The 13,182-nt window shown below is 44.4% G+C and carries 11 protein-coding genes and 1 pseudogene; 5 read left to right on the forward strand and 7 right to left on the reverse strand.

From position 1 onward, the window contains the following. The 4 genes and pseudogenes from PSI14_RS13885 to PSI14_RS13900 form a co-directional block, all read left to right on the forward strand. Positions 1 to 201, forward strand: a pseudogene (locus tag PSI14_RS13885) (tyrosine-type recombinase/integrase); the annotation flags it as partial. 139 nt (positions 202 to 340) lie between these two features. Beyond that, positions 341 to 547: a helix-turn-helix transcriptional regulator gene (locus PSI14_RS13890; RefSeq protein WP_273576448.1), complete on the forward strand. Its 207-nt coding sequence runs from the start codon at positions 341 to 343 to the stop codon at positions 545 to 547. 108 nt (positions 548 to 655) lie between these two features. Then, a complete protein-coding gene (locus PSI14_RS13895) occupies positions 656 to 2,761 on the forward strand; it encodes an AAA family ATPase (protein WP_273576449.1) in 2,106 nt (701 codons plus the stop codon). Between the two features lie 429 nt (positions 2,762 to 3,190). Beyond that, on the forward strand, positions 3,191 to 4,159 hold the full coding sequence (locus PSI14_RS13900; RefSeq protein ID WP_273576450.1) for an IS30 family transposase: 969 nt from the start codon (positions 3,191 to 3,193) through the stop codon (positions 4,157 to 4,159). 210 nt (positions 4,160 to 4,369) lie between these two features. Here the strand turns inward: PSI14_RS13900 and PSI14_RS13905 are convergent. Beyond that, positions 4,370 to 5,067, reverse strand: a protein-coding gene (locus tag PSI14_RS13905; RefSeq protein WP_273576451.1) for an IS1 family transposase whose coding sequence is annotated in 2 segments (ribosomal slippage) — positions 4,370 to 4,818 and positions 4,818 to 5,067 — 699 coding nt in all. Because the reading frame shifts where the segments join, the coding sequence is not laid out codon by codon here. A 507-nt stretch (positions 5,068 to 5,574) separates the two neighbouring features. Here PSI14_RS13905 and PSI14_RS13910 point away from each other — a divergent pair. Continuing rightward, positions 5,575 to 6,363, forward strand: coding sequence for a hypothetical protein (locus PSI14_RS13910; RefSeq protein ID WP_273576452.1), 789 nt, complete (start codon positions 5,575 to 5,577; stop codon positions 6,361 to 6,363). Positions 6,364 to 6,716: 353 nt separating this feature from the next. Here PSI14_RS13910 and PSI14_RS13915 read toward each other — a convergent pair whose 3' ends face one another. The 6 genes from PSI14_RS13915 to PSI14_RS13940 form a co-directional block, all read right to left on the reverse strand. Continuing rightward, entirely contained in the window at positions 6,717 to 7,751 is a 1,035-nt protein-coding gene (locus PSI14_RS13915) for an IS481 family transposase (protein WP_273576453.1), read from the reverse strand. A gap of 136 nt (positions 7,752 to 7,887) precedes the next feature. Continuing rightward, complete coding sequence (locus tag PSI14_RS13920; RefSeq protein ID WP_069317045.1) at positions 7,888 to 8,082, reverse strand: CPCC family cysteine-rich protein; 195 nt, start codon at positions 8,080 to 8,082, stop codon at positions 7,888 to 7,890. 99 nt (positions 8,083 to 8,181) lie between these two features. Next, on the reverse strand, positions 8,182 to 8,451 hold the full coding sequence (locus tag PSI14_RS13925) for an immunity protein (protein WP_069317046.1): 270 nt from the start codon (positions 8,449 to 8,451) through the stop codon (positions 8,182 to 8,184). A 12-nt stretch (positions 8,452 to 8,463) separates the two neighbouring features. Then, positions 8,464 to 10,371, reverse strand: coding sequence for an S-type pyocin domain-containing protein (locus tag PSI14_RS13930; protein WP_273576454.1), 1,908 nt, complete (start codon positions 10,369 to 10,371; stop codon positions 8,464 to 8,466). Positions 10,372 to 10,391: 20 nt separating this feature from the next. Next, entirely contained in the window at positions 10,392 to 11,177 is a 786-nt protein-coding gene (locus PSI14_RS13935) for a DUF4123 domain-containing protein (protein ID WP_273576455.1), read from the reverse strand. Next, positions 11,174 to 13,180: a type VI secretion system Vgr family protein gene (locus tag PSI14_RS13940; protein ID WP_273576456.1), complete on the reverse strand. Its 2,007-nt coding sequence runs from the start codon at positions 13,178 to 13,180 to the stop codon at positions 11,174 to 11,176. The genes PSI14_RS13935 and PSI14_RS13940 overlap by 4 nt, the downstream gene beginning before the upstream one ends. Between the last annotated feature and the right edge of the window lie 2 nt (positions 13,181 to 13,182).

Raw genomic sequence — 13,182 nt, forward strand, 5'->3', positions numbered from 1 at the left:
TGGAGCGATGACGCCATCGAACGCCAGCTCAGCCATATCGAACGAAACAACGTCCGGGCGGCGTATATTCACACCTCTAAACATCTGGATGAACGGCGGCTGATGGTGCAATGGTGGGCGGACTATCTGGATGCGAACCGGGAAAAAGCCATTACACCGTATGACTTCGCCAAACCGCTGCGTGACAGAAAAAACCGCTAGTACAATTTTCAACCCGTTAATTTTCATCGGGAGAAAAACAATTAACGCTGTTCATTAAGTCTTGCTTTTTAAATAATCCGCCTGTCATCAAACAACGTCCACGATGATATTTCAGGGACTAGGTAACAGGAGAAGTGACATGACAGTGGCAGCATTGAAAACCAACCTGATTCGTTTGCCAGAAGTACAGCGCAGAACGGGTTACAGCAAAGCGTGGATCTACAAACTGATTAGTGACGGCGCATTCCCGCAGCAGGTCAAGATTGGCCCGCGTTCCGTTGCTTTTATTGAAGCAGAGATTGATAACTGGATTGCCCAGCGTATTGCTGAATCGCGAGCGGCATAACACAGAAAAGAAGATGACATAAGACACGTAACATAAAAACACAACGCCCCGAAGTGCTCGTAACACTAACAGGGCGTCTGACCAACAACCGTTAAGTGAGGTAAAACGATGGCTGATACACAGCATACCCAAACTCGTCCTAAATTTACAGCCCCAAAAAAATCGGGCAATCAAAAACCGTTTGATCTTATCCAAACCGTCAAAATCTCGGCTATGTATTCCTGGCAAAATCTGTTGCCCGCTTGTGGTATTGATATCCCCGCAAAGGGAAAGCATGGCGCTTGTCCTATTTGCGGTGGCACCGACCGTTTTCACTTTATTGACGATCACCATCACGGCAACTGGCATTGCCGTCAGTGTGACGCCCCAAACTATGGCGATGGGCTGGATTTAGTGGCAAGAACCAAAGGAATTTCCATCACTGAGGCGGCAAAAGTCGTTGCTAATGTATTGGCGCTACCTTTGCCAGCCCCCAAGCCAGCCAAAGAAACCTATTATCCAACACAACCTATTGCCGAAAGAGTGGCGGCACTGATGGCACAAACTGTCACCGGGCAATCGCCCTATCTGACGGCAAAGGGTCTGCAACACCTTGATCAGCGGCTACTGTTTGATAATTCGACAGTGCTGGCACTGACAGCACTGGATAAAAAAGTCACCGGTGCGCAGATCATTAAACCCAATGGCGAGAAAAAATTCTTCCCCGGCAGCCAGAAAAAAGGGGCGTTTATTCCCTTGACAGCGCTGGAAGAGCATCCGGAGACGGTAATTATCACCGAAGGTTACGCCACAGCACTCACGGTTAGCCAGCTCTATAAAGGTACTATTCTGGCGGCGCTGGATGAGGGCAATTTATCTTCTGTTGCCAAAGCCATTCGGGAACGCTGGCCGGACACCAAAATCATTATTGCCGCAGATAATGACTGGCACCGCCCCGACGAGCTGGATAAGCACGGGAAACCCAAAGTGAATGTCGGCAAGATCTCAGCAGAAAAAGCGGCCCTTGCGGTGAATGGTTGGGTCACGTTACCACCGGATGCTGTTAAAGCCGACTGGGACGATTATCGTCAGCATCATGGTATTGAGGCAGCAAAACAGGCATTCAGTAAAGGTTTGTATCAAGTAGGGAAATCAATGAACAGTCACGCAACAGAAAACCACAATTATCACAATGTAGAGACGCTTTATCCAAAGCGCAAGACAAAATTACCCCTATCCGTTGGCTCAGAAGGATTTGATGCTCAGTTGGACTATGTTGTTAAAGGCATCATCCCAGCACATTCCTTATGCAGCATTTACGGAGCTAGCGGGTCATATAAAAGTTTTCTGGCGGGTGCATGGGGTTGTCACATTGCCACGGGTAAAGCATGGGCAGGAAAAAAGGTTGCTCAGGGTTCTGTGCTGTACGTTGTCGGCGAAGGCGGAATTGGTGTGCCCCGGCGCATCAAAGCATGGGAAATCGTTAATGGTCAGGCAGTTAAAAATATGTATCTGATCAATACGCCTGTCTTTCCGGCCTCGCCTGCCGAAGTGCATGAACTGGTGGTCGCAGCCCAGCAGGTTGAATCTGAAACAGGCGAACCGGTGCGTCTGATTATTCTGGATACGTTAGCCCGCTGTTTTGGTGGTGCAGATGAAAATGACTCCAAAGATATGGGCGCGTTTGTCCGGGGCTGTGACGAACTGAAAGCCAAAACAGGGGCAAGCATTCTCGTGGTTCACCACTCCGGCAAAGACGAAAGCAAAGGCGCGAGAGGTTCCAGCGCCCTCCGTGCCGCGTTGGATGTTGAATACAAAATCAACCGGGAAGGGAAAAAAAGCGGCTCGCTGGTTATCACCTGCACCAAAATGAAAGATGCCGAAGAGCCAGAAACCAAAGCCTATGATATGCGCGTGGTGGAGCTTTTTACCGATAAAGACGGTGAAGAGATTACGTCACTGGCGCTGATTGACAGACCACGCGATCCGGTTGAAGAGGAAGAAATCAGCCATGTTTCCAATAAAACCGATAACCATACGGCACTGTGGCAGTGTATCCGCTCGCGCACTGCCCTGAAAGAACCCTGTTCCATTGCCCTTGTGCGTGACGATTTAAAGGCGATGGGGGTGAATGTGAAGAATTTCAGCCGCTGGTTAACCAAGTTAGAGCAAGACAGACTGATTACCCGCCACGGGCAGGAACTCACCATCATGAATCAGAACAATGAAGATTAAAAAGTGAGTAAAAAAGTGAGGAATGGTGAGGAAAGGAAATTTGTGCCTCACCAAATTCCTCACTTTTCTCGCCTATATACGGAAAAAGTGAGGAGCACAAAACGCATTGATTTTTAAGGATAAAAAATTATCAATTCCTCATCTGTTTTTGCAGTGAGGAAAATAAAAAGTGAGGAGAAAAATGAGGAGCAGGTGAGGAAATATTTTTTCTGGCAGGGGTTTTTCAGCTCTCCGAGCTACCGGGTTAATGTATTAGCCCGGTGGCACGGAGAAGACAAGCGCAGCGCGTCAGTGTCAATCTGAACAGGTAAAAAATGATTGTTTTCCTAATTAAGCGAGAAAGACTTGGATTCGCCTAATAAGTGCAATTTCTCAGAAAGGCGGTCAGTTGCTATAGTAGGCATCTTTCTCGCCAAAGGAAAATGCACTATGGCCTATACACAACTGACCGAAATAGAAAGATATCAGATTTTTAGTTTAAAAGAAGCCGGTTTTACACAACGCTTTATCGCAACGTCTCTTAATAGAAATCCATCAACAATTAGCCGGGAATTGAGACGAAACCAGAAAGACGAGAAATACTGCCCTAAACAGGCTCAACTTAAAGCCTCAGAGCGCCGCCATGCCGCGATAAAAGCCGTAAAAGTGACACCTGAGATCGTCAAATTGATTAAACAGTTAATTTGGCAAGATTTGAGTCCTGAACAAACAGTTGGTTATCTCAAAAGGGAAAATATCATCTCTTTGCATCATGAAACAGTTTATAGATTGATTTATAAAGATAAAGTGAATGGTGGTGATTTATACCAGCATCTCAGGATAGCTAAAAAACCGTCTCGTAAACGCTACGGAAGTGATGAACACCGAGGAAAAATCAAAAACAGAGTCAGTATTGAAAAATGCCCAAAATGTGTTGATAAAAAGCAGCGTATTGGGGATTGGGAAGGCGATACTATCGTTGGCAAAGATCATAAAAGTGCATTATTGACCTTAGTTGAACGAAAATCGCTATTTACTCTCATCATTAAACTGGAAGATAAAACAGCAAAAGGCGTTGCAAAAGCGGCAACAAGGCACTTATGTGGGATAAAAAACAAAGTTAAAACAATTACCTTTGATAACGGACTGGAGTTTGCTGAACATGCTCTTATCAGTAAAAATTTAGCGGCAAAAATTTATTTTGCTCACCCGTATTCTCCTTGGGAAAGAGGAATAAATGAGAACACAAATGGATTAATCAGAAATTACTTCCCAAAGGGAACTGATTTTAATCAGGTATCAGAACGAGAGGTAAATCTTGTGGCAAACCGATTAAATAATCGTCCTCGTAAAACGAGGAATTACAAAACACCGAATGAATTATTTAAAGGAACATCAACTCATTTACTTCGTTTATAATGGTGTTGCACTTATTATGTGAATGCAAGAGATGCCTATTATAGCAATTGATCACCTTCCTTAAAAATTACACTTATTTAGGCGAATCCAAGAATAAATTCTATTTTTTTCTACAAGAATAAACACCAAATAAAGTAATAACAAAACCTATAATTTGTAGAGGTATTAGTTTATCTCCAAAAAGGTCGTGACTCCAATAGTTAGATCGCCCTATAAAGAATAGTATTCACGTTCGATGAAAGTCCCTATCACCTTATCGTGCATCTCCTCTGATTTGGAATAACCTATCGTCCTTCGATTCAGTCTTTTTAAACGTGTACGTAATGTCAGATTGGTTCTTTCTATACGTTGGGTATAATGTTTTCCAACAATATGTTTTTCTTCAGGAAGTAGGTTGTAAGGTGCATAATCATCCGTACAGTAAAACCTGACATTAAATGGGAATAATAACTCAAGAAGTTTGCGTAAAGTCGCCGTACTGCGATCACCAAAAACATGTGCCACGACTCGCTTGAGGCGAGGCTCCCAAGCATACCAGAGCCAGCATTGATTCTTTTTACTTCTCACAAATGACCATTGCTCATCAACTTCACAGATAAGCTGGACTTCATTTCCCTTAAGAGGAAGGTTGGTCACATTTTTCGGGGAGAGTTTTTTAACGTGCGAATGACGGTGTTAATCCCTATCTTCAGTACACGAGCGGTATCACGAACACCGGAGTTATTCACTGCCATATCAATAACTTGCTCTTTCACGCCGGGATAACAGGCTTGATAGGCATAATTCAGTTGAAAGGTTTTACGGCAGGCATAGCAGTGATAGCGGGGATGACCAGTACGTCCTTTTCCATGCCCTTTAACCTCTTCTGTTTTATGACAGTAACGACAAACCACATCAACTTTAGCCATCTCTCACTCCATAATAAAAAGCAGGGTGTTTATCACAATATCTAATCATTGGGAGCATGACCGCAACTCTTAGCGTGCGTTGAAGAATTTATGATTGCATTTTCATTAGGGCAACAACCGGGAATGAAAAAATGAGTGTATCGTTATTATGAAAGCTTATTTAGCATTTAAAAACAGCCGTGCTCACGTTAACCGTACATGCGAGTCTGATCATTTTCGAATGCGAACCATTACATATAATTACTAAAAATAGGTATTTAACTCATCTAAATTTAACTTAACCATTTCACAGAAATAAAAACCGTATGGTTATTAATTAAGTTTCTATAACTGTAAGAACAACCACACATGCCATCTTAGTATCTATGTATGAAATAAAAATGTAAAATTATCTCATGTCGATAACAACACATATTTAATAATATTTTTATCGATATAATTTAGTTTATTAAAAAACATTTCATATGTAAAAATAGTGAAATTTATTCATATTTATTAAGGATATTTATGTCGGAAGAAAATAAAATTAACATGGACTTTTTGAAAGGGTTAGAGAAAAATATTTGTCCAGTATGCGGTGAAAAAGATTGCCCATACCCAAGAGATAGAAGAGGAGATAAAGTAATTGAAGACATAATGAAGGCGTACACCAAAGGGGATACGACAGGGGTAAAAAAATTATATTTATCGAAAATGCTTCCGCTGAGAAAAGCAAACTTTGGTAGGGGTGGTCCTGGTTCGAATGAAGGGTTTTACGATAAAGCTCAAAATAGTAAACCCAGTATGAGTTCATTCGGTATGTTGCAGCATTTTTTCGGAAAATCAGGCCGAGAATTGACACTCTCTGATATCGGTGTACATGATAAAGTTCGTAGCTTGATGCGAAAACCAGGTGCATTTGGTAGGCCAGAGGGCAGTATTCAGTCTCGTTTTATTTCACAGATTCAGGGTGGTGAACGAGTTGATTTTGAAAATAGGTATAATTTTGGTCTAGAAAAAAAAGTTCCGGTTTACGATCCGCTTTGGGGTATTGGAGGTGCAACGGTCAGTGGCAGTCTTACAAATGTGAGTGCTGAAAAAGTGGGTGATACATATAATGTATCTGGTACAATAAATTATAAACTATATGATAAATTTACTGACCCATACGACACATTTAATTGGGCGAAAGAGGATATTAATGTGGGAGGAAAACCATTTGATATCACTGGCGAATGGAAAGAAAATGTAACTTTTCAAGTTAACCAACAAATTTTTGAGAATAGATTAATGCAACATCTTAAGGATAAAAAATAACTCCTTGGTTGCTCATATAACTTGATTGCTCACATAATGAGCAATCAAGCGCGAATACCCCATTAAAATAAATATTGATAAGAAAACTGTGGAATAAGTAGACTTAATATAAAAACAAATGTCATTAATAACGACGTCCATATTGTTTTTTTTGCATTTCTTTCCAAGATAAATAAATAGCTAACCACTATAGTTAAAAAGAAAAAAGTTACAATTGACATAAAAAGCATGGCGACGAATAACATAACATATCCTTTACCGAAAATTTTCCGTAATCATATAGATAATTTGTATTAGCTCAGACTTGACCTGACAGTTACCGGTTATTTATACAGGTGTCTGTCAGGTTAAATCTAGTTCAGATTTTTTTCTGCCCAGAGTCGTTTTCCATCTAGTAATGTTTCCATTGGTGTTCGACCACAATACATTTTACCTTGATGTGTTCTTTCATTATTATAGTGCCATAACCAGTTGTCCAGATCCGATTGCAGACTTTCCAGATCACCATACAGCTTTTTGCGGAACGTGATTTGGTAAAACTCTTGTAAAATCGTTTTATGGAACCGTTCACAGATACCATTAGTTTGCGGAGACATCGCCTTCGTTTTGGTATGGTCGATATCATTAATCGCTAAATAAAGTTGATAATCATGATGTTCAACTCGACCACAGAACTCAGTTCCTCTATCCGTCAGTATTCTTAGCATTGGCAGCTGGTGAGATTGATAGAACGGTAATACACGGTCATTTAACAAGTCTGCTGCCGTAATCGGTGTTTTGCTCGTGTACAGCTTACAATGCGCAACTTTCGAATACGTATCGATGAATGTTTGCTGATAAATACGCCCAACACCTTTTAGATTACCCACGTAGAAAGTATCTTGTGAGCCTAAATAGCCAGGATGAGCTGTTTCGATTTCACCACAAGCCTCGTCATCATGAGCTTTCTTCTCAAGGGCGGCGATTTGAGCGTCATTGAGCGTAATACCTTCTTCAGCAACTTTAGCTTCAAGGGCTTTGAGCCGTTTTGCAAAGTTCTCAAGGTTGTTCCTGAGCCAGATAGAGCGTACACCACTTCCTGAGATGAAAATGCCTTTTTGTCGTAACTCATTACGGGTTCGATGTTGCCTGTGAGCAGGGAACTCTACCGCATGTTCAACAACGGCACGCTCAGTCGCCTCATCCGCTCTATTTTTAAAATTAGGAACACGACGGCTTTGGTTGATAAGATTATCAATACCGCCTTCTTGGGCAAGTTCTTGATAACGATAAAACGTATCGCGTGATACACCCATCACTTTGCAAGCTTTAGAAACGTTGCCGAGTTCTTCCGCTAAATTAAGTAAACCGATTTTGTGTTTAATAATAGGATTGTTAGTATATAGCATGAGAGTTACCTCGTGTTTTGTTTAAGATTTGGACATCTCTATCAAAACCGGTAACTCTCAACTTTTCAAGTTGAATTGTCAGACCAAGTCGCGACTAATACAAATAATTTACGGACACTTTTTAGTGTAGGTAAAGTTAGATTACTTTCTTACCTTCTGAAAATGCTTTTCTGGCTTCATTTAAACTCATCTCATTAGCCCCTCCTTGAAAGTCGGCATTTTTAGACTGTATAGAGTCATCTTCCCATCCACAAATGTCACAAATAAGGTATTCGCCAAGTTCATCAAGAGAAATGTGGTCACAACATGGACAATGATATTTATCATTCATTGGCTACTCTAATATTTTGGTATTAACCTTTTAAAATAAAAGCTATCTGTTTAAACAAATAGCTTTTAACAATCATTTTTTAAAAACTATTTTTTAATATCATTCAATTAAGTTACTATATTTCTTTGTTCTAGAAAACTCAGGCTCTTTCCAATTAGGACCTTTAATTGTCTTCCCTTTATTATCTTTAGTTAATTTCCCCTCGTCTAGTAGTCTTTTGTATGTTGTCCATAGTTCGTTTTTTTCAATGACTTCAAAGTTAAATCTTACATACATACGATCTATAGATGGATAGGAGCTTTTAAGAGAAAACACTAAAAGTATATCTTCGACAGATTCATTTTTTATCATTTGCTCTAATGGACGCATATTATTATCTCTCTATTTATATTTAGCTTCTTCTGCAAGATCAGCAGCATGAATAGCTTCAGGTGTATATAGAGGATACGTTCTTTCATGAATTTTGTAATCCTCTAGAGTTGCAGCATGGGCATGATTCCAAATATCCTCATCATGAACACCATCGGGAACACCTACAACACGATAACGTTCTAATTCCCTTATTTCATGTGTGTAGTATCGCCTATCATAATCGGTCGTAGGTATCTCTCCTGACAGAATTTTCTCTAAACGTTCAATCATCATTGTATTCTCAATACTTTCTTCAAATCTGCTGGTATGTAGTTTAACTTTATCTAATCCTTCTTGTGTAATTTCAACATTTCTCCAGTCTAAATCCTGAATAGGTCCACCCGCTTTATCTGGATCATAGGTACGACCACTGTATTTACCTTTTTCCGTTCCACCATAAGGATCGCTCAAATAAACATAAACCGCCGGCACGCCCTCAATCGGGAAAACCAGAATATAATCCCGAAAATCACGCTCCTGTACCGGTGTGGTCGTCTTCGTTGGCCCGCGGTCTGTTCCATCCGATATTGGCGTTTCTGTTTTGTTCCCCGCCATTTCATTCGGATCTTGCTGCGGGTTGACCATAATCCCGTCCCGCCACGTTGGCTGCTCTGGGATTTCCAGGCCGGGTGTTTGACCGGTCATGCTCGGATCATCAAGCGGTACAGTGTTGACATTGATTGGCGTACCACGCTGGTTAAAATATTGAGGTAATTCCTGCGGTGATAATGCCTTATACATTGACGACGCATTAGTGTACCAGACCAGTATAGGCGAATCCGCGCCATCCTCCCGAAATTCGTATGTTCCCGGTGCGGTTTGCTTCACATGACGCACTTTAACCGTATCCATGCCACTTCCTTCGCGGGTATGGTAACCAACCACCTTCACTTTTCCGGCCTTCTCATCCTCCACAAAACGATAGCGAACACGGGTTTCTGCACGGCCTTTTTGATCAGCCAGTTGTTTCAGTCTTTCGAGCTGGTGTTGAGCCGTGTCACTGTCAGTGCCAAATGCCCGTTTCAGAGCCCCCCAGGCTAACTGTGCCCGGTCCGCCGGTGTGGAAGAGACAATGGCGGCCATGAACAGCTTTTCTTTCTCAGAAATCAGTGGCGGAGCGCTTTCGGTTTCCCATGATCCATCGTTATTACTCGCCGTACCCACTGCTGCACCCAATGCCATCTGCGTTTCCATTGCCTGAAACACCAGCGGATGGGCTTGTGCCGGTGGCACCACTTGATCAAGCAGCCATCCTATCGGCACCATATACCATGGCGGCGTGTTTTTATTCTGCGCCGCAGAAGCCGTTGCGGGTGCTGGCAGGTAAACCTGCAATTGACCAAAATTGGCTGCGGGCTCGGTTTCTGTGCCCGCATCGGTGCAACCCAAAGGTTGCAGGCAGGATTTTGCAAATACTGGTTTCACAATGCGTTCGACGGCCATCACATGCCGGCGGTTATGTTCGGGTATCACCGTGATGCCCGAATATTCGCGGTCAGTGTAATATTTTGTTTGCAGGGCTTCTTCTGTCCAGCCTTCGATCTTCGGCAGTCCATCACTGAGTTCGCCCGGCATAATCGCGGGGGAGGAACCCGATGCTTTTTCATTTTTCACCGCTGCAACAGAATGTTTTTCAACCAATTGGTTTGCCAATTTCTGCGCATCCACATGCAGTGTCATAGGAAGCGGTGATAAATTTTCTTCCCGCAGAACCCCCTGACCATTCGTCACGCCATTGGCCTTGATCACTCCATCCCGGCTTTTCAGGGTATAGGGGATACCGATTAATGGCTTGCCCTGATTATCCAATAACTGAAATTCCAGCCAGTGTTTGAATGTATTGCAGGGAACACAATCTAATCTTCCTGTGTCACTCATTCGGTTAAATCCTTTATTGATTAAGTACGTTGTGCATCAATATCGCTTCCTGCCAGAAAGTCATGGAGGGTCAGCGCCTGTAAACGTGAACTCTGTTGGCGGTGCTGGCGCAGCCATTTTTCAAGGTCACGGATCAAAGTACCTTCGGGAGTATCCCGTTTCAGTGCCAGTTCACCCTGTGCTTCCCACAGTTCATACATTAACGTCTTGGCAAGACCTTCCAGTGCGAAATCTGATTGCTCCCATGCTGCAATCAGATGCGGCTCCAGTACAAAGGGGCGTTCAATCTGGCTGAACGGGCATTGTGCCGGACGAAGAAAAACCGTCGGCTCAGGCATATCCACCATCAGCTCAGTGACCGGATTAAGCAAGGATGTCCAATCCGTCGGCTGCATCGCGGGCATCAATACTCGCAGAATGCGCGTATCCATGAGCCGGAAGACGACCTGTTCGTCTCGCAGGGTCACGAGCTGGTGACGTTGCCAGTGATCCAGTTGTGCCTGCCAGCTCGTATCGCTACGGTATGCCCAGCCCCAACTGCCGTCACTGAACGCGCGGTGGTCGAGCAGACGAGTAAACGTGGACAGACAGTCCATTTTCGGCTGAATAAGCCACGGCCCCTGCTCCATCAGGTGAGCAAGCGATGTACCGCTATACAGGGGGAAAGCCTGTTCAACCCAGTTGTTCACATAGAGCGTGTTGACAGGATTAGGCACCGAAAGCGGGTTGATCATCAGGTAAACTGGCGGTTTGTCAGATCCGCCCAGCCAGGTTGCCCAGCTTGTTTTTTGGGTAGAATCAGTCATGACTGACCTCCCTGCGGGGATTTAATCACCCAGGCAGCATTTTCCTGTGCTTGCAATGCACAATATTTTTTGACCGGAAATTCCACCTCCGGCAACGGTGCCACGCCTTCCGGTAATTGCAGTGAAACTCCGCGCCCACTGCCGCCTGAACCCTGCCCGACATTAATCGGTGAGCAGAGAATGCCGCCCGGCGTGACTTTCAGAAAACTGCCGCCCACTTTCAGCGTGATTTCTGCGGCGGCTTCCAGCACCACTTTGCCACCGCTTTTCAGGTGGATTTCCTGCCCGCTGTCAATCACAGTGGCATCGCCAGTCTGAATATGCTGGCTGCCGGCAATCCGATGCGATACATCGCCTTCGGTGGTGATTTTGCGCGAACCAGCCACCTGATGATGGTCATCGGCGAGTATCTCGTGATAACGGTTATTATCAATGCGGCTTTTCTGGTCATGCTTGATATGCCAGTAGGCATCATTTTCGATATGCGCGGTCAGGTCTTTCTGACCGTGGAGATAGATTTCTTCGCTGTCTTTCGCATCCTCAAAGCGCAGTTCGTTAAAGCCTTTGCCTTTGTGGGTTTTGGTTTTAAAGGTGGTGCGGGTTTTTTGAGCCGGTAAATCCAGCGGCGGACGATTCAGTCCGTTGTAAACACAGCCGGTGACGATGGGGCGGTCGATATCGCCATTGAGGTAGGAGATAATCACCTCCTGCCCAATACGCGGTATCGCCATAAAACCAAAGCCGTTACCGTTCCAGCCCTGAGCCACGCGAACCCAGCACGAGGCACCATCATCGGGTTGGTCATAGCGGTTCCAGTGGAAATGGACTTTAATCGCCCCGTCTTTATTGACGAAGATTTCCTCACCTTCCGGACCGACCACGATGGCAGTTTCATCGCCATCTGCCAGCGGTTTGTAGTGGAAAGGCGGACGATAATCATCCAGACCGGAAATAAAACTGAACTGGTTGGAAAGTGTAGTGCCTTTACCGGCATCATTTCCCAATACCTGCGGGCAACGCCCGTGATGGCTGATACCGACCACCTGCCAGCGAACATTCAGCGGTTTATGGGGATGATTTTTTATTTCGAAGATTTTACCTGGCATCAGTTTGATGCAGTTACTGCTACCGCTGCCAGTCTGTTTCTGGTTATCCAGTGCTTCCTGCCGGTATTTTAAAAACGGTTTGGCGGCGGCATCTTTCTGAAAACGCCCGTAACTTTCAAACACGGTGTAAGGGGTCTGGCTGCCGAAATCGCGGAAACCTTCGCTGCTGTGCATATGGGAGAGATGATAGCGCGGGTTCTCCGGGTTGAAGTCTTTGTGCAAGCTGCGTTGCGGGCTCATGCCGACGCCTAACCGTACCTGATAAACCGTATCTACCCCGTGCGCGGTTTCCGGCTGGGGCTGGTATTGCAGCGGCAAGCCAGCGGTCATGCCCAGATGGCGGTCACTGAAAAACAGTGTTTCATCCTCAAACCAGAAACTGATACCTTCTTCCGCGGCTAACCGGCTGAAAAAATCATAATCGGATTCACGCTTCTGGGTCACATATTCCCGGTCCTGATGCGCATCGTAGAGTTTTGAATCGGCTTTCACCCGGTGTTTTTTCAGCAGGCTGTTTAAAATGGCCGGCACATTTTGCTGATGATAAATCCGGCTATCCTGATTGAGCGTCAAGCGCCAGCAGGCAGGCCGCACGGTCACAGAATAGATTGTCTTATTACCATCGGTGCCCACCCAGTCCGCATGGGAGATGATGCCGGTGATTTTGCGCTGCTCCGTTTCACCATAAAAAACCTGCAACACCGCTTCCTGCATCAGCAGCGAGGCTAAATCAATTTCCGCCTGCGGCTTAAAGGGGTTCGGGTTGCCCGTTCTGACCAGTGTCAGATTGAGGGTAAAGAGTTCGGATAATCCTTCCTGTAGAGAAAAATCGCCAACCGCAAAGGTGTCTTCCGGCACACCCGCGATACGGCAGGTAAAACGTAATCCACTTTTCATTT

Source organism: Xenorhabdus anantnagensis, assembly GCF_028598555.1.
Lineage (GTDB): Bacteria > Pseudomonadota > Gammaproteobacteria > Enterobacterales > Enterobacteriaceae > Xenorhabdus > Xenorhabdus anantnagensis.

Bases quoted from the DNA above. Each gene is read 5' to 3' on its own strand.
- PSI14_RS13890 (WP_273576448.1), top strand. From the start codon at position 341: ATGACAGTGGCAGCATTGAAAACCAACCTGATTCGTTTGCCAGAAGTA.
- PSI14_RS13895 (WP_273576449.1), top strand. From the start codon at position 656: ATGGCTGATACACAGCATACCCAAACTCGTCCTAAATTTACAGCCCCA.
- PSI14_RS13900 (WP_273576450.1), top strand. From the start codon at position 3,191: ATGGCCTATACACAACTGACCGAAATAGAAAGATATCAGATTTTTAGT.
- PSI14_RS13910 (WP_273576452.1), top strand. From the start codon at position 5,575: ATGTCGGAAGAAAATAAAATTAACATGGACTTTTTGAAAGGGTTAGAG.
- PSI14_RS13915 (WP_273576453.1), bottom strand. From the start codon at position 7,751: ATGCTATATACTAACAATCCTATTATTAAACACAAAATCGGTTTACTT.
- PSI14_RS13920 (WP_069317045.1), bottom strand. From the start codon at position 8,082: ATGAATGATAAATATCATTGTCCATGTTGTGACCACATTTCTCTTGAT.
- PSI14_RS13925 (WP_069317046.1), bottom strand. From the start codon at position 8,451: ATGCGTCCATTAGAGCAAATGATAAAAAATGAATCTGTCGAAGATATA.
- PSI14_RS13930 (WP_273576454.1), bottom strand. From the start codon at position 10,371: ATGAGTGACACAGGAAGATTAGATTGTGTTCCCTGCAATACATTCAAA.
- PSI14_RS13935 (WP_273576455.1), bottom strand. From the start codon at position 11,177: ATGACTGATTCTACCCAAAAAACAAGCTGGGCAACCTGGCTGGGCGGA.
- PSI14_RS13940 (WP_273576456.1), bottom strand. From the start codon at position 13,180: ATGAAAAGTGGATTACGTTTTACCTGCCGTATCGCGGGTGTGCCGGAA.